Source organism: Burkholderia sp. BCC1644 (genome assembly GCF_902833225.1).
Taxonomy (GTDB): Bacteria; Pseudomonadota; Gammaproteobacteria; order Burkholderiales; family Burkholderiaceae; genus Burkholderia.
Window position 1 is genome coordinate 304,836 of sequence record NZ_CADFEI010000001.1, and the last position, 18,785, is coordinate 323,620.

Consider the following 18,785-nt stretch of genomic DNA (forward strand, 5'->3'; position numbering starts at 1 on the left):
TTTCGCGGGGCCTGATGGCGGCCGTGACGAAGCCGGCAGCCCGGTCCTTCAGTTCCAGCCGACCATGATCGCGCCCATTCCGACGAGCAGCCCGCCCGTCACGCGATTCATCGCGCGCATCCGCGCCGGCCGCTGCAGCGCGCGGCTCAGCCGGTGCGAGAACAGCGCCATCGACGCGACGCCGCCCGCGAACAGCAACGCGAACGTCGTCGCGAGCAGCAGGAATTGAAGGTTCAGGCTCCAGTCGGCATTCGGGCTGATGAACTGCGGAAAGAACGACGGAAAGAACAGCAGCGTCTTCGGATTCAGGCCGGAGGTCGCGACGCCGCGCCAGAACAGCGCGCGGTCGCTGTCCTGCCGGGCGAGTTCCGTTCCGGTTGCGGCATCGGTTGCGGCAGCCGGTGCGTTCGCCGGCGCGCGGCTGAGCCATTGCTTGGCGCCGAGCCACACGAGATACGCGGCGCCGGCCCAGCGCAGTACGGTCAACGCGTGCTCGTTGAGATGCACCAGTGAATTCAGGCACAGCGCGGTCAGCGCGAGTTGCAGCAGCACGGCGAGCGTGCCGCCCCAGACGCACGGCAGCGCGCGTCGCCAGCCGGCGCGCAGCGCCTGGTTCATCGTGAGCAGGTTGACGGGACCGGGGGCGTAGATCAGGACGACGGAAGCAGCGAGGAACGACAGATAAAGCTTGAACGACATGACGGGAGTGCAGGAACAGGGCCGCAGGCACCGGCCCCGCACGCGGTCGGATAGGCGTGCGGGCGGCGGGGAATCGCATGTCTGCCGCCCGGCACCGCAACTTGTGATTGCGGCCGTGCGTCCCGGTGCGAAGGGGTTGTCGCGGGGAGCGTGCCGGGCAGCAGGCATGGAGAAAATGTATCAAGCGGCCCGGTTAAAAGGCTTCCTGTTTTCCGGTAAAACGGGCCTGAAACCGGAATCCTGTTCAGATAGAATGCCGATTTTCAGTAGAAGATTCTTCTCATCATGGCTACCCGCGAACGCACGCCGAAAACGCTCGACAATCAGGACCGCAAGATCCTTGGTGCATTGCAGAAAAATGCGCGCCTGTCGAACGCCGAACTCGCCGAACAGATCGGCATGTCGACCACCGCATGCTGGAACCGCACGCGGCAACTCGAACTCGACGGTTACATCGACGGTTACGTCGCGCTGGTCAACCAGCGCATGCTCGGCTACGCGGACATCGTGATCCTCGAAGTGACGCTCGATCGCCACGAGGACGACGCGCTCGCGCGTTTCGGCTCTGAACTGGCGGCGCTGCCCGAAGTGCTCGAGGCATATCTGGTGTCGGGCGAGTACGACTACTGGATCAAGGTCGCGGTGGATGGCACGGCCGGCTACGAACGCTTCCTGCGCGAAAAGCTGTACCGGATTTCGAGCATCCGTCACAGCCGCTCGATGTTCGCGCTGCGCTGCATGAAGGATGTGCCTTCGATCCAGGTGTGACGGGAGGCGGAGATGGCGTGCGGCCGTCGTTGAAACGACGGCGCGTGCGGCTGCGCGTGGATGCGGCAAAAGCCGCCAAACAGCCGACAGGGAAGGCTCGCCGGGCATGACGGCAAGCGGGCACGGAAAACGGATGAATCTTCCGTTGGCGGCGGGGGCGACGTTGGCTCGTGCCCGGTAACGGCGCTTGACGTGGCCGTAAAACGACCTTGAAACGCTCCCGACGCGGTTAGCGCATTCATCAGCCGGGACGCGCCCGGCATGTTTCCACGTCGGTCAGCACCACCGCATTCCGATGCCCGACGCAGCGGCCACAGGCGGCGCGCGTCCGGGCAAGCGGATCAGGCGGAGGGGTTGCCGCTGGTTGGCGGCCGGCGTCCCGCTCAGCGCGGCAGGCGCGCGTGTGCTTCAGCGATGACTTCGCAGTTCTCGAGGTGGAGCGCCCACGCTTCTGCAAGCAGCTCGCTCACACGTGCGAGCCAGCCAGTGGATTCGGTGGAACGGTTGGAGACATTGGACGTTTGCATGACGAAGCCCCATATAGGTGGCGAGTTAGGGATAACCCTAATCATAGCGAAACACCACCGCCTTGTGAAATGCGATTTCGTTATATGAGAATTCCTGGCACTTTATGTTGCTGCCATGCAACATGAATAACGGCTGCCTTTACGTGACGCGCGGGCGTGCCGAGGCCGTGCCGGCGCGGCCTCGCGGGAACAGAGCAAGGGGGATTCGAGCGTCGGGGAAAAGGGGCGGGATTACCGTCCGATCCACCCGAACCGCCAGGACAGTCGCCGCGTAGCGGCGAGCAGCGTCTGCGCGAGGTCGCTGTCCGGCCCGCGCGGGAAGCCGCGCGATGAGCCGATGATCGCGATCACGAGCCGGATGCTGCCGGTGTGATCGAACACGGGCGCGGCGACCGTGCCGATGCCCGGCACCGGCGCGTCGAACGCGAAATCGAGTTCGTCCGCGCGGATCGCCGCGAGCCGTGCGCGGAATACGGCGTCGTCCGGCGCGGTGCGGCTGCCCGCGAGACGCACGGGCTCGTTGGCGAGCAGGTCTGCCAGCACGTCGTCGGACATGCCGGACGCGAAGATCCGGCCGATCGCCGTATTGACGAGCGACATCACGGTGCCGACCTGCAGGCTCACGTGCTGCGGCCGCGCCGATTCTTCGAGACGGATCACGGTCGGGCCGAGCGGGCCGAGCGTCGCGGCGGCGACGCTCATGTCGGTCGCGGCGGCCAGCGCGATGATCTCGGCTTCCGCGTCGCGCGTCGGCGACACGCGCTGCATCGCGATCAGGCCGAGCGCCTGCGCGAGCGGGCCGCCGTCGAAGCAGCCGGCGTCGTCGCGGCCGAGCAGGCCGATCTTCTGCAGGCTGACCAGATGCGGAAACGCCTTCGCGGCCGGCATCCCGGCCGCCGCCGCGAGATCGCGCAGCGGCAGCGCACGGCCGGCCGACACCAGCGCGAGAAGCAGTTCGCCGGTGCTGTCGAGCGCATTGATCCCGCGCTGCGCCTTCGCGTCGTCGCCCAATGCCGGCGGCACGCGAGTCGCGCCAGCCGCCGGCGCGGGCGGCGGTTCAGCCTGGTTCGAGCTTGCCGCGCCGAGCGACGCGGTGGCCTGCCGTGCCGCTGCGCGCAACGCCGTCGCGATCGGTCCGTCCCAGTCGACATCGATCGACCCGCTCGAACCGATCACCGTCAACGCAAGCTGCAGACGGCCGTGCGCGTCGAATACGGGCACGCACATCGCGCTGACGCCGGGGCTCGGCCGGTCGATGCTGCGTTCGATACCGCGCGTACGAATCGCTTCGCGCTCGGCTTGCTGCGCGTCGGCGTCAGGTGCGTGTTGCTCGTCTTCGGCGCCCGCGAGCGAATCGCCCGCGCCGGCCTGGCTGGCCGCCATCGCGTCGAGCTGCGCGGTGTCGCCGAACGTGCGGAACACACGGCCGGTGGCCGTCGTATCGAGCGACATCACCGAGCCGACGTGCAGGTTCACGTGCAACGGATAGCCGCCGTGCTCGATGCGCACGATCGTCGGGCCGAGCGCGCCCGGCACCGACAGCGCGACGCTCAGGCCGACGGCTTCGGCGAGCTGCACCGCGTGCGGCAGCGCCGCGCGGTAGGCCGGCTGGCGCTCGATCGACATCAGCCCGAGCCGCAGCGACAGCGGGCCCGGCTCGTAGTTGCCGGTGATCGCATCGCGCTTCACGAGCGCGAGCCGCGTCAGGCTGACCAGATAGGTATGCGCCTGCGCGCTCGACAGGTCGGCCGCCGCAGCCAGCTCCGACAGCCCGAGCGGCTTGCGCCGGCGCGTGAGCGCGTCGAGCAGCCGGCCGCCGACCTCGACACTCTGGATCCCGCGCTGCGCCTTGGGCGGCGCGTCGTCTGCGCTGACTTCGTGGTTCTGCACGCGATGATTCTTCCGTTGACGAAACCCCGCATGGTATCCGACGCCATTTATCGCGCCAGCCCGCAGGTTTACCCGTATTAGACAATAGCAAGCGACTTTGTCATTGACAAATAATCGGCGCGGGAAGATGATCCGCTCACTCCCCTCAACACATGGCTCGCAGCCACGGAACGCAACATGGCCAAAGCATTCGCCTCCCAAGCCGATCTGGAAGAGAAGAAAGTCACCTGGACGAAGCTGTCCGAGAACGCGTACGCGTACACCGCCGAAGGCGACCCGAACTCGGGCGTGATCATCGGCGACGACAGCGTGCTGATCGTCGACACGACCGCGACGCCCGCGATGGCGCAGGACCTGATCGCGAAGATCCGCAGCGTGACCGACAAGCCGATCAAGCACGTGGTGCTGTCGCACTACCACGCGGTGCGCGTGCTCGGCGCGTCCGCGTATTTCGACGAAGGCGCGCAGCACGTGATCGCGAGCCGCGGCACGTACGAGATGATCGTCGAGCGCGGCGAGGCCGACATGAAGTCGGAGATCGAACGCTTCCCGCGCCTGTTCGCCGGCGTCGAGACGGTGCCGGGCCTGACCTGGCCGACGCTCGTGTTCGAGCGCGAGATCACGCTGTTCCTCGGCAAGCTCGAAGTGAAGATCATGCACGTCGGCTCGGGCCACACGAAGGGCGACACGATCGTGTGGCTGCCGTCGCAGAAGGTGCTGTTCTCGGGCGACCTCGTCGAATACGACGCCGCGTGCTATTGCGGCGACGCGCAGCTCGAACAATGGCCGGCCACGCTCGAGGCGCTGCGTGCGCTCGGCGCGGAGAAGCTCGTGCCGGGCCGCGGCCCCGCGCTGCTGAATCCGGCCGAAGTCGACAAGGGCCTCGACTACACGAAGGATTTCGTGACGACGCTGCTCGCGCAGGGCCGCAAGGCCGTCGAGCGCAATCTCGACCTGAAGGCGTCGATGGCGCTCACGCGCGAAGCGATGGACCCGAAGTTCGGCCACGTGTTCATCTACGAACACTGTTTGCCGTTCGACGTGTCGCGCGCGTTCGACGAGGCGAGCGGCATCACGCATCCGCGCATCTGGACCGCGCAGCGCGACAAGGACATGTGGGCCGCGCTGCAGGACTGAGCGGCACGCGGCGGCGGGGCGTCGACATGAACGCTTCGCCGTTTCCCTGAGGGCTGCGGCATCCGCGGCGGCACTGCGCCGCGGCGCCGGCAGCCGTATCCGGTCTCACAAGAAAGCAGGGCGCATGCACGCCCTCGGAGACTGCTGCGCGCTCGAATCGCGCGGCCCGTTTGGAGAGAGACATGCCCCAATCGCTTCCCGCCGAAGCGACGCTCGCGCACGCGAGTGCCTCGGCGCCGACTTCCGTATCCGAATTCAGCGACGCGCAGCTGTTCCGCAAGATCGCGTGGCGGATCGTCCCGTTCCTGTTCCTTTGCTACGTCGTGTCGTTTCTCGACCGCATCAACATCGGCTTCGCGCAGTTGCAGATGAAGCACGATCTCGGTTTCAGCGATGCGATGTACGGCCTCGGCGCCGCGGTGTTCTACGTCGGCTACGTGTTCTGCGAAGTGCCGAGCAACATGCTGCTCGCGCGGTTCGGCGCGCGCCGCACGTTTACGCGGATCATGCTGCTGTGGGGCATTGCGTCGACCGGCATGATGTTCGTGTCGCAGCCGTCGCATTTCTACGTGCTGCGGTTCCTGCTCGGCGTGTTCGAGGCCGGTTTCTTTCCCGGCATCGTGCTGTACCTGACCTACTGGTTCCCCGCGAACCGGCGCGCGGCGGCGATCTCGGTGTTCTTCGCGGGCGTCGCGGTGGCCGGCGTGCTCGGCGGCCTGATGTCCGGCTGGATCATGCGCGACATGAGCGGCGTGCTCGGGCTGCACGGCTGGCAATGGATGTTCGCGATCGAAGGCGCGCCGGCGATCCTGCTCGCGTTCGCTGCGTTCACGTTCCTCGTCGACCGGCCGCAGGACGCCGCGTGGCTCACGTCCGACGAAAAGGCGCGCGTCGCCGCGCTGTGTGCCGACGGCCGTGGGCACGGCAGCGCGCACGACGGGCGCAGCGTGATGGCCGCGCTCGCGAATCCGCGCGTGTACCTGTTCGCGTTCATCTATTTCTCGCTGACCTGCGCGTCGCTGACGCTCAACTTCTGGATGCCGCTGATGATCCGCGACTTCGGCGTGACCGACGTCGTGGCCGTGAGCCTGTACACGGTCGTGCCGAACGCGGTCGGCGCGGTGGGGTTGATCCTGATCGCGCGCCGCTCGGACCGCACCGGCGAGCGCCGCAAGCACTTCGCGTGCTGCACGATCGGCGGCGGGCTCGCGCTCGCGGCGCTGACGCTGCACCTGCATAGCTTCGCGGCGATGCTCGCGTGCCTGTCGATCGCGGCGACGCTGATCTTTGCCGCGCTGCCGATCTTCTGGGCCGTGCCGACCCGTTACCTGTCGGGCAACGCGGCCGCCGCCGGGATCGCGCTGATCAGCAGCATCGGGATCACGAGCGGCATCGTCAGCCCGTGGGTGATCGGGATGATCCGCACGCGCACGGGCAGCATGGATCTCGCCGTGTACCTGCTGGCCGCGCTGCTGGTGGTGAGCGGCGCCGCGCTGATGCTCGGCGTGAAGGGCGAAAGCGCGCAGCGCAGCTGAGCGAACCAGGGCCGGTTGCTGCCCGCGGGCAGCGGCGACCGGCGCTTCATCCCCGTCCGCACCCGAATCCATCGAGGAGACGTTCGATGTCAGCCCCTCTTCAAGCGCACGCCGCACCGGCCGTCGCATCCGGCGCCGGTTCAACGGACGCGGCCGGCGACGACGCGCTGTACCGCCGCATCGGCATGCGGATCATCCCGTTCCTGTTCATCTGCTACATCGTGTCGATCCTCGATCGCAGCAACATCGGCTTCGCGCAGTTGCAGATGCGGCAGGATCTCGGCCTGACCGACGCGATGTACAGCCTCGGCGCGGTGCTGTTCTTCGTCGGCTACGTGCTGTTCGAGGTGCCGAGCAACGCGCTGCTGCGCCGCTTCGGCGCGCGCCGCACGTTCGCGCGGATCATGTTCCTGTGGGGCGCGGTGTCGGTCGCGATGATTACCGTCGACAGCGCGAAGCACTTCTACGTGCTGCGCTTCCTGCTCGGGCTGTTCGAGGCCGGGTTCTTCCCGGGCGTGGTGTTCTACCTGACCTACTGGTACCCGGCGCGGCGGCGTGCTTCGGTGCTGTCGATCTTCTACGCGGGCGTCGCGGTGGCCGGGATGGTCGGCGGGCTGCTGTCGGGCTGGCTCATGCGCGGGATGTTCGGCGTGATGGGGCTGCACGGCTGGCAATGGATGTTCGCGATCGAAGGCGCGCCCGCGATCGTGCTCGGCGTGATCGCGTGGTTCTGGCTGTGCGATCGCCCCGAGCACGCGCGCTGGCTGTCCGACGCCGACCGTCAGCGGCTCGCGGCCGACCTGGCCGCCGATCGCGCCGGCTCGGGCGCACAGGCGCCGCATTCGCTGCGGCAGGTGCTGGCCGAACCGCGCACGTACCTGTTCGCGTTCATCTATTTCTCGCTGACCACCGCGCTGCTGATGCTGCTGTTCTGGATGCCGCTCATGATCCGCGAATTCGGCATCCGCGACGTGGTGCAGATCAGCCTGCTGTCGGTCGTGCCGAACGCGATCGGCGCGGCCGGCCTGATCGTGATCGCGCGACGCTCGGACCGCAAGCGCGAACGGCGCCGGCACTTCGCCGCGTGCGCGTTCGGCGGTGCAGTGGCGCTCGCGCTGCTGACGCTGCACCTGCCGAGCATCGTCGCGATGATGGCACTGCTGTCGATCGCGGCGATGCTGATCTTCGCCGCGCATCCGGTGTTCTGGGCCGTGCCGTCCGCGTATTTCTCGGGCGCCGGCGCGGCGGGCGGGATCGCGCTGATCAGCAGCATCGGCGTGTCGAGCGGGATGATCACGCCCTGGCTCGTCGGGTTGATCCGCACGCGAACCGGCAGCATGGATCCGGCGATGCTGATGATCGCGGCGCTGCTGGCCGCGTGCGCGGTCGCGATGCTGCTGGGCGTGCGGCGCGGCGAGGCCGGCGCACGGGCGGAAGCCGCGCATTGACGGCAATGGCGCGCGAGCGGGCGGTGGCGCGATGCCGTCGTTCCGTTCGCGGAGGAAGCGGGCGCCGCGGCTAGGCCCGATACACCTCGATCCGGTTGCGGCCGCGTTCCTTCGCGAGATAGAGCGCCTTGTCGGCGCGCGACAGCGACTGGTAGGCGCCGAAGTCCGATTCGCGCATCGCGTCGATGCCGATGCTGACGGTCACCACGACCTGCTCGTCCTCGTGCGTGAGCTGCGTCTGCAGCGCGCGCTGCTGCACGCGCCGCGCGAAGGCCAGCGCTGTATCGAGATCCGATCCCGGCAGCACGATCGCGAACTCCTCGCCGCCGACCCGGCCGACGATGCTGTCCGGCCCGGTTTCCGCGAGCAGCAGCCGCGCGAAATGACGGAGCGCGCGATCGCCGAGCGGGTGGCCCCAGCGGTCGTTCAGCGCCTTGAAATGATCGAGATCGAGCATCAGCACGGCGGCGGCCCGCCCGGTCGCGCGCACGCCACGCAGCGCCGCTTCGCTTTGCCGCATGAACGCATGCCGGTTCGACAGTTGCGTCAGGTGGTCGGTCGTCGCCATCCGGTGCAGTTCGGCCTCGATGTGCTTGCGGTCGGTCGCATCGGTGATGAAGCCGTGCCATACGGTGCCGCCGTCGGCCGTGCGCTGCGGGCGCGCATCGCCTTCGCGCCAGCGCAGGCCCTGGCCGGGCAGCAGCACGCGATACTCGAGGCGCCACGGTGTCAGGTGCACCGACGATTCCTGCAGCGACTGCCGATAGGCGACCAGGTCGGCCGGATGGATCCGCATTTCGACCGTTTCCGCGTGGCGGGCGAGCTGCTCGGGCGTCAGTTCGTAGATGTCGCGCACACCGGCGCTCGCATACGAGAAGAAGCGGCACCCGCCGGCGGTCTGCCGAAGCTGAAATACGAGCCCCGGCACCTGGTCGGTGAGATCCGTGACGAGCGCGGCCGAGTCGCGCAACCGCGCGGCGAGTTCGCGCAGCGCGGTGATGTCGGTGGTCGTGCCGACCATCCGCAGCGCACGGCCATGGCAGTCGCGAGTGATCACCTTGCCGCGGCTGCGAATCCACCGGTACGTGCCGTCCTTGCAGCGGATGCGGTGCTCGACTTCGTAGCTGTCGGTCCGGCTTTCGAAATGCGCGAGCATCGCGGCTTTCACGCCGTCGACGTCGTCCGGATGCAGGCGTTCGTACGCATCCTCGATCCGGCTGCTCAGTTCGTGCGGCGCATAGCCGAGCATTGCCTTCCACGCCGGCGAGTAACGGATCTCGCCGTTCTCCACGTTGCGGTCCCACACGCCGGTGCCGCTTTCGGTCAGTGCAAGCGACGTCAGCGTGCTGTGCTCCTCGACGCGCGCGAGCCGGTTGCGCAACGCAGCTTCCGCGATGGCGCGGGCCAGCACGCGCTCGGCCACGACCGCGAGGTCGAGCAGCAGCGCGCATTGCGTGGCGTCGAGCATCAGGCGGGTGTCGTTGACGATGCACAGCGTGCCGAGTGTCGTGCCGTCGGGCGCGGCCAGCTCACAGGCCGCGACGATCTGCGGCGCAAAAAGCAGGGCGTCGTCGCGTTGTGGGTCGTGTACGACGTATCGTCTGCCGGCAGACGGATCGCGTTCGACGTGCGGCGGAAGGCAGTCGGCGGGAAGCGGATCGGGCAAGGTGCCGTCGGCGGCGAGCACGTGTTGCGTGCCGGCCTCGGCGCGCGCGACGAATGCGCCGGCCGTGCGTGCCTGCGCACGCGCAATGCGGCAAACGGCGACGAGTTCGGGCAGCGGCGGAAGCGCCGGCTGGCCGTCGGCGGAATCGCGCGCAGAGGCCGGCGCGTCGCCGGTCTCGGTGATGAACATACGGAACCGCATGGTCGAATTCCGCAACGGACGATTGCCCTCGTAATCGGACGAATGCCGATCGAACGAGGCTGCTTGGGGGACTGCAATCGCAGAGCTTACTGTCGCGCGGAATGCGTGGCAAGCGAGTCGAAATCGGTCGCTGGCGTCGGTCATTTGTGCCGGCGGAGAACGGATCCGGAGCGCGTTCCCGCAGACCAATCGAGCGTTCGGCGCGCGCCCGGAAACGTGCCGCCGAACGCCGGATGACCGTCGGCCGATTCGCCGTGCGGCCCCGTTTTCCGCGCCGCGTCCGGGGGGCGATGCGATGACCGGCCCCGATCGGCACGGGGCCGGCGCGATCGATCAGCTCGCGTAGCGCGGCGCGGGCGTATCGGCCGACAGGTGCGGTGCCATCGTGCGACGTGCGGTCTCGTAAGCGTCCCATTCGTCGCCCGCATGCAGCGACGGGATCGTCACGAGTTCGCCGCGCTCGAAGCCGACGAGCGCCGCATCGACCATGTCGGGCGCGGTCATCACGATTTCCTTCGGCAGGTGCTCGAGCGGCAGGCCGCCCGTTTGCCAGAAATCGGTGGCGGTTGCGCCGGGCAGTACGGCCTGCACCTGTACGCCCTTGCCGGCGAGTTCGTGATGCAGCGACTGGCTGAACGCGAGCACGAACGCCTTGCTGCCGCCGTACACGCCGTTCAGCGTTTCCGGCGAGATCGCGACGATCGACGAAATGTTGATCACCGCGCCGCCGCCGCGTGCGACGAAGCCGGGCACGGCCGCATAGGTCAGGCGCGTGAGCGCGGTCACGTTCAGGTCGATCATGCGCGTCATCGCGTCGACGTCGCTGTCGAGCAGCGGCGCATGCGTGCCGATGCCCGCGTTGTTCACGAGCAGCGTGATGCTCGCGTCCTGTTTCAGCTTCGCCTCGACGGCGGCCAGCGCCGCGCGGTCGTTGAGGTCCGCGTCGACGATCTCGACGCTGCGCTGCGTGTCGTTCGTGATGCGTTCGGCAAGGGCGCTCAGCCGGTCGCGATTGCGCGCGACCAGGATCAGGTCGTAGCCGCGGCGTGCGAGGCGGTCTGCGTAGACGGCGCCGATGCCCGACGATGCGCCGGTAATGAGGGCGGTACCGCGATGTGCTTGCGTCATGATGTGCTCCGTTTCGGTGGGGTTGGCCGGATGGCGTGAAGCCATTCTGGCTCCGAAGCGTCGCGACACAAATGACGTAGATGGGTATGATTCAGGACATCGGGCCGACCACCGCGCCCGGGACCGGAGACCCCTCATGCACCGAATCGGCTTTCTGATCACCGACGGCTTCCAGATCATGGCGCTCGCCGCGCAGTCGGTGTTCGAGTACGCGAACATGGGCATGCGCGAGCCGTTCTACGTGATGGACAACTATTCGGTCGACGGCGGCGACGTGCGCTCGTCGCTCGGGCTGTCGGTCGCGACGCGCGCGCTGCGCGGGCGGATCGACGTCGATACGTGGATCGTCGCGGGCGTCAACGATCCGCTCGCCGCGCCGGCGCCGGCCGGCGTCGTCACCTACCTGCGGCGTGCGAATGCGCGTGCGCGCCGGATCGCCGGCATCTGCACCGGTGCATTCGTGCTGGCCGAGGCCGGTCTGCTCGCGCAACGCCGCGCAACCACGCACTGGGCGTTCGGCCGCGACATGCAGCGGCAGTACCCGGAGATTCGCGTCGAGGAAGACCGGATCTACATCGTCGACGGTCCGATCTGGACCTCGGCCGGGATGACGGCCGGGCTGGACCTTGCGCTCGCGATGGTGGAAAAGGATCTGGGCGCCGATGCCGCGCGCTCGGTCGCGCACAAGCTCGTGATGCATCAGCGCCGCGCCGGCGGCCAGTCGCAGCATTCGGAAATGCTCGATCTCGCGCCGAAATCCGACCGGATCCAGAACGCGCTGAACTATGCGCGGCAGAACCTCGGCCGCGTGCTGACCGTCGAGGATCTGGCCGAAGCCGTTCACTTGAGCCCGCGCCAGTTCAGCCGCGTGTTCACGCTCGAAACGGGGCAGTCGCCGGCGAAGGCGATCGAGCGGCTGCGGCTCGAATCCGCGCGGCTGATGATCGAGCAGAGCCGCCATCCGCTCGACGTGATCGCGAAGGAGAACGGTTTTCGCGACCGCCGGCACATGCGCGAGGCGTTCGTGCGCGGGTTCGGCGTGCCGCCGCAGGCGATGCGGCGCGACGCGCGGGAGCCGGCCTGAGCGCGGATGCGAGGCGTTCGGTGCGGTTTGAAGAAAACGCGCAGAATCTCGTCGATATTATTCGTGAGGAGACACGATGCACGCCGCCCCGTTCGACATTGCGATTCCCGATCACGCGCTCGATGACCTGCGCCGACGCCTGCGAGACACGCGCGCACCGATGCTGACACCGGCCGGGGCGTGGCAGCAGGGTGTCGACGGTGCGTGGCTGCGCGAGCTGACCGCATACTGGGCCGAACGCTTCGACTGGCGTGCGGCGGAGCGCGCGCTGAACCGGCTGCCGCAATTCGTCGCCGACGCCGGCGGACAGCGCGTGCATTTCATCCATCGACGCGGCGTCGGGCCGAGGCCGTATCCGCTCGTCATCACGCACGGCTGGCCGGGTTCCGTCTTCGAATTCGAGGCGCTGATCGATCGCCTCTGCGACCCGGGGGCGTTCGGCGGCGATCCGGACGACGCGTTCGACGTCGTCGTGCCGTCACTGCCGGGCTTCCTGTTCTCGCCGGCGCCCGAGGCGCCCGGCATGGCGGCATTTCAGGTCGCCGACCGCTGGGCGGCGCTGATGTCCGGTCTCGGTTATCGCCGCTTCGGTGCGCAAGGCGGGGACCTCGGCGCAGGCGTGTCGATTGCGCTCGGCGCGCGACATGCCGACGTGGTGGATGCGATTCACCTGAACTATCTGCCCGGCAGCTACGAACCGCCGACCGACGCGGCTGCGCCGCTGACCGAGGACGAACGGGCCTTCGCGACGCAGCGCGGCGAATGGGCCGCGCTGGAAGGCGGATACGCGCATGTGCACATGACGAAGCCGCAGACGCTGGCCGTCGCGCTCAACGATTCGCCGGCCGGGCTGGCCGCGTGGATCGCGGAGAAATTCCGCGCGTGGAGCGATTGCGACGGCGACGTCGCGCGGCGGTTTTCGCACGACACGCTGCTGACCGGAATCTCGCTCTACTGGTTCACCGGCTGCATCGGTTCGTCCATGCAGATGTATTGGGAAAACCGGCTGCAGCCCATGCGCTTCGCGGCCGGGCAGCGCGTGGCGGTGCCCGTCGCGTTTGCGCGTTTTCCGAAGGAAATCAGCTGCCCGCCGCGCAGCTGGCTCGAACGGGTGTTCGACGTCGCGCAGTGGACCGACATGCCGCGCGGTGGCCATTTTGCTGCGCTGGAGGAGCCGGAACTGCTGGCCAACGATATTCGGCGTTTTTTCCGGCGTTTTCGGTAACGCGCGGGTCGATCCGGGAGGCCGGCGAAGTCCGCCGGCGGCCAACCGGGCATCGACGGGAGCCGGCACCTTGCGGATCGCGCCGCGCGGCCTCCTGTCCTATCGCGTGACGAACGGCGCGGCGTCGTCCGGCGCGGTGCGCGCATGCTTGCGCTGGCGCAGCAGCGCGACGCGGCAGTTCTCGCGCGCGGTCTCGTTACCATCGTCGTCGAGCAGCACGAGATCGCCGCGCATCACGTTCAGCGTGATCACGTCCTCACCCGGCGCGCCGAGCGTTTCCGGCGTGTGCACAGAGCCGGCCGGTTCGAGCACCGTCGAGCCGGCGTGCGCGACCCAGTCGTACTCCAGATAGCGCCACGCGCCCTGCAGCGTATGGACGAACACCTCGCCGTCGTGACGGTGGCGCGGCAGCGTGCCGCCGGCCGGCATCTTCAATAGCGCGGTGAGCGTGTCCTCGGCCGCATTGATGTGCAGGTACTTGATCGCGAGCCCCGGCAGGTCGGCGCTCATCGGCAGCCACGGCAGCGCGTCGCCGGGCAGGCACGAGATCGGCGGCAGGTCGGTGGAGAGCGGGGCGGACAGCTGCGTCATGGCGGGAGGCGGAGGGAACTGGGGAGCCCGCATTATCGCAGAGCCGGATCGCACGGCTGTACGCGGCCGTTCTCATCGATGCAGACGCAGCCGAACGCGCGATCCTTACAGCCTGAAATGTGCAGTCAAACTGTACAGTTAAACTGTCGATGTGCTATCTTTGCGCCATGAACACGTCATCGTCCCCCTCCGACGCGCTCCCGCTTGCCGGTCTCGCCGGCGAACTCCGCATCTCGGTCAGCAAGCTGATGCGGCGCATGCGGGAGCAGGCCCATCCGAACGACCTCACTTCGTCGCAGAAATCGGTGCTGTTGCGGCTCGACCGCGACGGCCCGGCGACGGTGTCGGCGCTGGCCCGTGCCGAAAGCGTGCGCCCGCAGTCGATGCGCGTGACGGTCGCGACGCTCGAGGCGCTCGGCGCCGTCAGCGGCGCGCCCGATCCGACCGACGGCCGCCAGACGCTGATCGCGCTCACGCCCGGTTTCCGCAAGGTGCTGCAGGCCAACCGTGCGGCCAAGGACGACTGGCTGTTCCGTGCGCTGCACGCGCAGTTGTCGGAAGCGGAGCAGGCCGAGCTTGCGGCGGCCGTGAAGCTGCTGCAGCGGCTTGCCGAATTCCAGGATCCCGCCCGCCCGTGAACCGCATCGACCCGCACGCCGAAAGGACCGCCTGACCATGAACCTCCCGCATCTCGTGTCGTACTTCTTCGGCGGCGCATTTCTCGCGAACGTCGTGCCGCATCTCGTCAGCGGGTTGCGCGGTGAGCCGTTCCAGACGCCGTTCGCGAATCCGCCCGGACGCGGGTTGTCGTCGTCCACCGTGAATGTCGTGTGGGGCGTCGCGAACCTCGTGATGGCTTACGTGCTGGTGTGCCGGGTCGGGGATTTCGACCTCCGGGTCACGGCCGATGCGGCGGCGCTCGGTCTCGGCATCCTCGCGCTCGGCCTGTTCCTCGCGCGGCGCTTCGGCGAGCTGCACGGCGGCAACGAGCCCGACCGGGAGCGGCCATGAGCGTACCGGCGGCAGGCGTGTTTCGTTCCCTTCGCAGTTTCAACTATCGCGTGTGGGCAATCGGTTCGTTGGTGTCGAACATCGGCACCTGGGTCCAGCGCACCGCGCAGGACTGGCTCGTGCTCACGCAGCTCACGCACCACGACGCATCGGCCGTCGGCACCGTGATGGCGCTGCAGTTCGGGCCGCAGCTGCTGCTGTTGCCGTGGACCGGCTACGCAGCCGACCGCTTCGACCAGCGCAAGCTGCTGATGACGACGCAGGCGCTGATGGGCGTGCTGGCGCTGGCGCTCGGCGCGCTGACGGTCGCGGGCGTCGCGCGGCTCGAGCATGTCTACGTGTTCGCGTTCCTGTTCGGCTGCGCGGCAGCGTTCGACGCACCCGTGCGGCAGACCTTCGTCGCGGAACTGGTCGGCGATCGCGAACTCGCGAATGCCGTCGCGCTCAATTCGACGTCGTTCAACGCCGCGCGGATGATCGGCCCGGCGGCGGCGGGTTTCATGATCGCGTCGGTCGGCACCGGCTGGGCGTTCGTCGCCAACGGGCTCAGTTTCTTCGCGGTGCTGGTGTCGCTGTTGCTGCTCCGGGAGGACGAACTGCGCGCGAACCTGCGGGCGGGCCGCTCGCGCGGTGGCCTGCTCGACGGCTTCCGCTACGTGTGGCGGCGCGAGGACCTGAAGGCGATCCTCGTGATGCTGTTCCTGATCGGCACGTTCGGGCTCAATTTCCAGCTGTTCATCTCGACGATGGCCGCCAGCGTGTTTCACGTCGATGCGCGCGGGTTCGGTTTCCTGTCGTCGATGATGGCCGTCGGCACGGTGTCGGGCGCGCTGCTTGCGGCCCGCCGCGAGCAGCCGCGCTTCCGGCATCTGTGGTTCGGCGCGGCGCTGTTCGGGCTCGGCTGCACGTTCGCCGCGCTGGCGCCGAGCTACTGGCTGTTCGCCGCCGCGCTCGTGCTGACCGGGATCGCCGCGATCACCTTCATGAATTCGACCAACAGCCTGATGCAACTGTCCACCGAGCCGGCGATGCGCGGCCGCGTGATGGCGCTGCGCCTCGCGGTCGCGCTCGGCGGCACGCCGATCGGCGCGCCGGTGGCCGGCTGGGTCGCGAACCATCTCGGCCCGCGCTGGGCGCTCGGCGTCGGCGCGGCGTCCGGTTTTGCCGCGGCGCTCGTCGCCACGCATTTCGTGAAGCGCAGCCGCGCGCAAGCGCAAGCCGACGGCGCGCTCGACCGATACGACGGCGTGTGAGCGGGTGACCGGGCGGGGCGCTGATACAGCCGCCGAGCTTGTCCGTCCCGCAACCGCTTGCATGCTGCGGCACCGCGCACCGCACACCGCACACCGCACACCGCACACCGCACACCGCACACCGCACACCGCACACCGCACACCGCACACCGGGAGCCGGATGCTTCGCGAGCGGCGGCTACCCAGCCGGCCGCGCCGCCGTCGCATGCGCGGCTTCCAGACACGACTGGAACAGCAGCGCGGCCCGCGACGGCCGCGGCGAGCGCCGCAGCAGGCTCACGAACCGGCACCGGTAATTGAACCGGTGCGGCGCGATCGGCTGCATCAGCCCCTTGTTTTCGAAACTTTCCGCGTAGTGATCGGGCAGGAAGCCGAGATAGCGGCCGGACAGGATCAGCGTCGCGATCGACTCCTGGTCCGACGCGGTCGCGCTGCGCGTGAGCTTCGCGCGGTGGCTCAACTCCATGTTCGGCGAATGGAAGCCGAGCCCGGCGAACGCGTGGTTGCGGATCGTCGTCCACGTGAGCTTGCCGTGCGGCGCATCGAAGAGCGGATGCTGGCGGCCGCAGTAGAGCAGCATCCGTTCGTCGAACAGCTCCGAATACTCGAGGCTGCCCGAGTTGCGGTGCGCGGGAATGATCCCGACCTGATAACTGCCGTCGATGATTCCGCGCTCGACCTCGTTGATCGACGCGACGTGCAGGTTCAGCGCGACGTCCGGCGCTTCGTCGGCGAACTGGCGGATCGCGTCGCCGAGCCGCGCATGCGCGTTGGTGGCCGTCTTGTCGAACACTGCGATGTGCAGTTCTCCGCCCATTTTGTCGTGAATGCCGTCGATCCTGCTGCGAAACGCTTCCATCGACGCGAGCAGGCGCAGCGTTTCCTCATAGACCGTCTGGCCTTCCGGCGTCAGCGTGAAGCCCGCGCGGCCGCGCCGGCACAGCACGAGGCCGAGGCGCGTTTCGAGATCCTTCACGTGCCGGCTGATCGTCGAGATGCCGATATTCAGTTCCAGTTCGGCCGCCGCCATCCCTCCGCACTGCACGACACCCTTGAAGACCCGCAGCAGGCGGAGATCCATGTCGCTGAGCTGCCCGAGCAACGCACGGCTCTTCGGTTTCTTTGCTTGCATGGTTGAGCAAGTGAACATTGATATTGCGATATTCAAAAGACTAATTGGCGTCCCGACAATGTGCAACATCAACACAAGGAGGAGGGGCGCGCCGCGCCGACCGACATGACCGACATCACCACCGCCCAGCAGGACGATACGAACCTCCGCACCGACGCCGCGTGGCTCGACGCGCACTGGATGCCGTTCACGGCCAACCGCCAGTTCAAGGCCGATCCGCGCATGATCGTGTCGGGCAAGGGCGCGTATTACACGGATGGCGAAGGCCGCAAGATTTTCGACGGCCTGTCGGGCCTCTGGTGCACGGGCCTCGGTCACGGCCGCACGGAAATCGTCGAAGCCGTGAGCCGCCAGGTCGCGCAGCTCGACTACGCGCCGGCATTCCAGTTCGGCCACCCGAAATCGTTCGAACTCGCGAACAGGATCAAGGACCTGACGCCGGCCGGCCTCGACTACGTGTTCTTCACGGGATCGGGTTCGGAAGCGGCCGATACGTCGCTGAAGCTGGCCCGCGCGTACTGGCGTGCGAAGGGCAAGGGCACGAAGACGCGCCTGATCGGCCGCGAGAAGGGTTATCACGGCGTGAACTTCGGCGGCATCTCGGTCGGCGGGATCGGGCCGAATCGCAAGCTGTTCGGCCAGGGTCTCGACGCCGATTTCCTGCCGCACACCCAACTCGCCGAGAACAAGTTCTCGCGCGGGATGCCCGAGCACGGCGCCGAGCTGGCCGACCGCCTGCTCGAACTGATCGCGCTGCACGACGCGTCGAACATCGCGGCCGTGATCGTCGAGCCGTTCTCCGGCTCGGCGGGCGTGGTCGTGCCGCCGAAGGGCTATCTGAAGCGCCTGCGCGACATCTGTACCGCGCACGACATCCTGCTGATTTTCGACGAGGTCATCACGGGCTTCGGCCGTGCCGGCGCGATGACGGGCGCCGATGCGTTCGGCGTGGTGCCGGACATCATGAACTTCGCGAAGCAGGTGACGAACGGCGTGCAGCCGCTCGGCGGCGTGATCGCGACGAAGGAGATCTACGAGACGTTCATGGCCGCGGGCGGCCCCGAGTACATGCTCGAGTTCCCGCACGGCTACACGTATTCGGCGCACCCGGTCGCGTGCGCGGCCGGCGTCGCGGCGCTCGACCTGCTGGTGAAGGAAGACGCGGTGGGCCGCGTGCGCGATCTCGCGCCGCATTTCGAGGCGGCCGTGCACGGGCTGAAGGGCCAGCGCCACATTACCGACATCCGCAACTACGGGCTGGCTGCCGGCCTGACGATCGCGGCGCTGCCGGGCGAGCCCGCACGGCGCCCGTACGAGATCGCGATGCGCTGCTGGGCGAAGGGTTTCTACGTGCGCTATGGCGGCGACACGATCCAGCTCGCGCCCCCGTTCATCTCGGAGAAGCGCGAGATCGACAACCTGGTCAACGCGCTGTCCGACGCGCTGAACGAAGTGGACTGAGCCGCCGCTCGTCCCCGCGATAACCGAAT

General features: G+C 68.1%; 17 protein-coding genes. 10 read left to right on the top strand and 7 right to left on the bottom strand.

Going from position 1 to position 18,785, the window contains the following annotated elements; genetic code table 11:
* Nucleotides 1-48: 48 nt before the first annotated feature.
* The gene (locus HWX87_RS01300) at nt 49-699 is read right to left on the bottom strand and encodes a LysE family translocator (RefSeq protein WP_176045292.1); all 651 of its coding nucleotides are present in this window, start codon (nt 697-699) and stop codon (nt 49-51) included.
* Between the two features lie 285 nt (nt 700-984).
* Between HWX87_RS01300 and HWX87_RS01305 the strand changes: the two genes are divergently transcribed.
* Nucleotides 985-1,467: an Lrp/AsnC family transcriptional regulator gene (locus HWX87_RS01305; protein WP_059240672.1), complete on the top strand. Its 483-nt coding sequence runs from the start codon at nt 985-987 to the stop codon at nt 1,465-1,467.
* Nucleotides 1,468-1,850: 383 nt separating this feature from the next.
* Here HWX87_RS01305 and HWX87_RS01310 read toward each other — a convergent pair whose 3' ends face one another.
* Both HWX87_RS01310 and HWX87_RS01315 read right to left on the bottom strand, forming a co-directional pair.
* Nucleotides 1,851-1,994, bottom strand: coding sequence for a hypothetical protein (locus tag HWX87_RS01310; protein WP_176045293.1), 144 nt, complete (start codon nt 1,992-1,994; stop codon nt 1,851-1,853).
* A 231-nt stretch (nt 1,995-2,225) separates the two neighbouring features.
* Nucleotides 2,226-3,884 (bottom strand): IclR family transcriptional regulator C-terminal domain-containing protein, encoded by a 1,659-nt coding sequence (locus tag HWX87_RS01315; RefSeq protein ID WP_176045294.1) that lies wholly within the window; start codon nt 3,882-3,884, stop codon nt 2,226-2,228.
* A gap of 177 nt (nt 3,885-4,061) precedes the next feature.
* Between HWX87_RS01315 and HWX87_RS01320 the strand changes: the two genes are divergently transcribed.
* From HWX87_RS01320 to HWX87_RS01330, 3 genes are all read left to right on the top strand, one after another.
* Nucleotides 4,062-5,021 (top strand): MBL fold metallo-hydrolase, encoded by a 960-nt coding sequence (locus HWX87_RS01320; RefSeq protein WP_048245347.1) that lies wholly within the window; start codon nt 4,062-4,064, stop codon nt 5,019-5,021.
* A 182-nt stretch (nt 5,022-5,203) separates the two neighbouring features.
* Nucleotides 5,204-6,556, top strand: a complete 1,353-nt coding sequence (locus HWX87_RS01325; protein ID WP_176045295.1) for an MFS transporter — start codon at nt 5,204-5,206, stop codon at nt 6,554-6,556.
* Nucleotides 6,557-6,642: 86 nt separating this feature from the next.
* Nucleotides 6,643-8,004, top strand: a complete 1,362-nt coding sequence (locus HWX87_RS01330) for an MFS transporter (RefSeq protein WP_176045296.1) — start codon at nt 6,643-6,645, stop codon at nt 8,002-8,004.
* 70 nt (nt 8,005-8,074) lie between these two features.
* Here the strand turns inward: HWX87_RS01330 and HWX87_RS01335 are convergent, their stop codons facing one another.
* Nucleotides 8,075-9,871 (bottom strand): sensor domain-containing diguanylate cyclase, encoded by a 1,797-nt coding sequence (locus HWX87_RS01335; RefSeq protein WP_244137578.1) that lies wholly within the window; start codon nt 9,869-9,871, stop codon nt 8,075-8,077.
* Nucleotides 9,872-10,204: 333 nt separating this feature from the next.
* On the bottom strand, nt 10,205-10,999 hold the full coding sequence (locus HWX87_RS01340; protein ID WP_176045297.1) for an SDR family oxidoreductase: 795 nt from the start codon (nt 10,997-10,999) through the stop codon (nt 10,205-10,207).
* 136 nt (nt 11,000-11,135) lie between these two features.
* On the opposite strand from HWX87_RS01340, the gene HWX87_RS01345 reads away from it, so the two are divergent.
* Nucleotides 11,136-12,083: a GlxA family transcriptional regulator gene (locus HWX87_RS01345; RefSeq protein WP_176045298.1), complete on the top strand. Its 948-nt coding sequence runs from the start codon at nt 11,136-11,138 to the stop codon at nt 12,081-12,083.
* Nucleotides 12,084-12,159: 76 nt separating this feature from the next.
* Nucleotides 12,160-13,308, top strand: coding sequence for an epoxide hydrolase family protein (locus HWX87_RS01350; protein ID WP_176045299.1), 1,149 nt, complete (start codon nt 12,160-12,162; stop codon nt 13,306-13,308).
* 99 nt (nt 13,309-13,407) lie between these two features.
* Here HWX87_RS01350 and HWX87_RS01355 read toward each other — a convergent pair whose 3' ends face one another.
* Nucleotides 13,408-13,899, bottom strand: a complete 492-nt coding sequence (locus tag HWX87_RS01355; RefSeq protein ID WP_176045300.1) for a 2,4'-dihydroxyacetophenone dioxygenase family protein — start codon at nt 13,897-13,899, stop codon at nt 13,408-13,410.
* A gap of 167 nt (nt 13,900-14,066) precedes the next feature.
* Here HWX87_RS01355 and HWX87_RS01360 point away from each other — a divergent pair, with 167 nt between their 5' ends.
* The 3 genes from HWX87_RS01360 to HWX87_RS01370 are packed head-to-tail and all read left to right on the top strand — an operon-like array spanning nt 14,067 to nt 16,163.
* Nucleotides 14,067-14,537: a MarR family transcriptional regulator gene (locus tag HWX87_RS01360; protein WP_176045301.1), complete on the top strand. Its 471-nt coding sequence runs from the start codon at nt 14,067-14,069 to the stop codon at nt 14,535-14,537.
* A 37-nt stretch (nt 14,538-14,574) separates the two neighbouring features.
* Complete coding sequence (locus HWX87_RS01365; RefSeq protein ID WP_176045302.1) at nt 14,575-14,910, top strand: hypothetical protein; 336 nt, start codon at nt 14,575-14,577, stop codon at nt 14,908-14,910.
* Nucleotides 14,907-16,163: an MFS transporter gene (locus HWX87_RS01370; protein WP_176045303.1), complete on the top strand. Its 1,257-nt coding sequence runs from the start codon at nt 14,907-14,909 to the stop codon at nt 16,161-16,163. The genes HWX87_RS01365 and HWX87_RS01370 overlap by 4 nt, the downstream gene beginning before the upstream one ends.
* A gap of 178 nt (nt 16,164-16,341) precedes the next feature.
* Here the strand turns inward: HWX87_RS01370 and HWX87_RS01375 are convergent, their stop codons facing one another.
* Nucleotides 16,342-17,295, bottom strand: coding sequence for a LysR family transcriptional regulator (locus HWX87_RS01375; RefSeq protein ID WP_176045304.1), 954 nt, complete (start codon nt 17,293-17,295; stop codon nt 16,342-16,344).
* A gap of 105 nt (nt 17,296-17,400) precedes the next feature.
* Here HWX87_RS01375 and HWX87_RS01380 point away from each other — a divergent pair, with 105 nt between their 5' ends.
* The gene (locus tag HWX87_RS01380; protein ID WP_176045305.1) at nt 17,401-18,756 is read left to right on the top strand and encodes an aspartate aminotransferase family protein; all 1,356 of its coding nucleotides are present in this window, start codon (nt 17,401-17,403) and stop codon (nt 18,754-18,756) included.
* Nucleotides 18,757-18,785 lie beyond the last annotated feature (29 nt).

Coding starts and splice junctions, on each gene's coding strand:
- HWX87_RS01300 (WP_176045292.1), bottom strand. CDS start 699: ATGTCGTTCAAGCTTTATCTGTCGTTCCTCGCTGCTTCCGTCGTCCTG.
- HWX87_RS01305 (WP_059240672.1), top strand. CDS start 985: ATGGCTACCCGCGAACGCACGCCGAAAACGCTCGACAATCAGGACCGC.
- HWX87_RS01310 (WP_176045293.1), bottom strand. CDS start 1,994: ATGCAAACGTCCAATGTCTCCAACCGTTCCACCGAATCCACTGGCTGG.
- HWX87_RS01320 (WP_048245347.1), top strand. CDS start 4,062: ATGGCCAAAGCATTCGCCTCCCAAGCCGATCTGGAAGAGAAGAAAGTC.
- HWX87_RS01325 (WP_176045295.1), top strand. CDS start 5,204: ATGCCCCAATCGCTTCCCGCCGAAGCGACGCTCGCGCACGCGAGTGCC.
- HWX87_RS01330 (WP_176045296.1), top strand. CDS start 6,643: ATGTCAGCCCCTCTTCAAGCGCACGCCGCACCGGCCGTCGCATCCGGC.
- HWX87_RS01335 (WP_244137578.1), bottom strand. CDS start 9,871: ATGCGGTTCCGTATGTTCATCACCGAGACCGGCGACGCGCCGGCCTCT.
- HWX87_RS01340 (WP_176045297.1), bottom strand. CDS start 10,999: ATGACGCAAGCACATCGCGGTACCGCCCTCATTACCGGCGCATCGTCG.
- HWX87_RS01345 (WP_176045298.1), top strand. CDS start 11,136: ATGCACCGAATCGGCTTTCTGATCACCGACGGCTTCCAGATCATGGCG.
- HWX87_RS01350 (WP_176045299.1), top strand. CDS start 12,160: ATGCACGCCGCCCCGTTCGACATTGCGATTCCCGATCACGCGCTCGAT.
- HWX87_RS01355 (WP_176045300.1), bottom strand. CDS start 13,899: ATGACGCAGCTGTCCGCCCCGCTCTCCACCGACCTGCCGCCGATCTCG.
- HWX87_RS01360 (WP_176045301.1), top strand. CDS start 14,067: ATGAACACGTCATCGTCCCCCTCCGACGCGCTCCCGCTTGCCGGTCTC.
- HWX87_RS01365 (WP_176045302.1), top strand. CDS start 14,575: ATGAACCTCCCGCATCTCGTGTCGTACTTCTTCGGCGGCGCATTTCTC.
- HWX87_RS01370 (WP_176045303.1), top strand. CDS start 14,907: ATGAGCGTACCGGCGGCAGGCGTGTTTCGTTCCCTTCGCAGTTTCAAC.
- HWX87_RS01375 (WP_176045304.1), bottom strand. CDS start 17,295: ATGCAAGCAAAGAAACCGAAGAGCCGTGCGTTGCTCGGGCAGCTCAGC.
- HWX87_RS01380 (WP_176045305.1), top strand. CDS start 17,401: ATGACCGACATCACCACCGCCCAGCAGGACGATACGAACCTCCGCACC.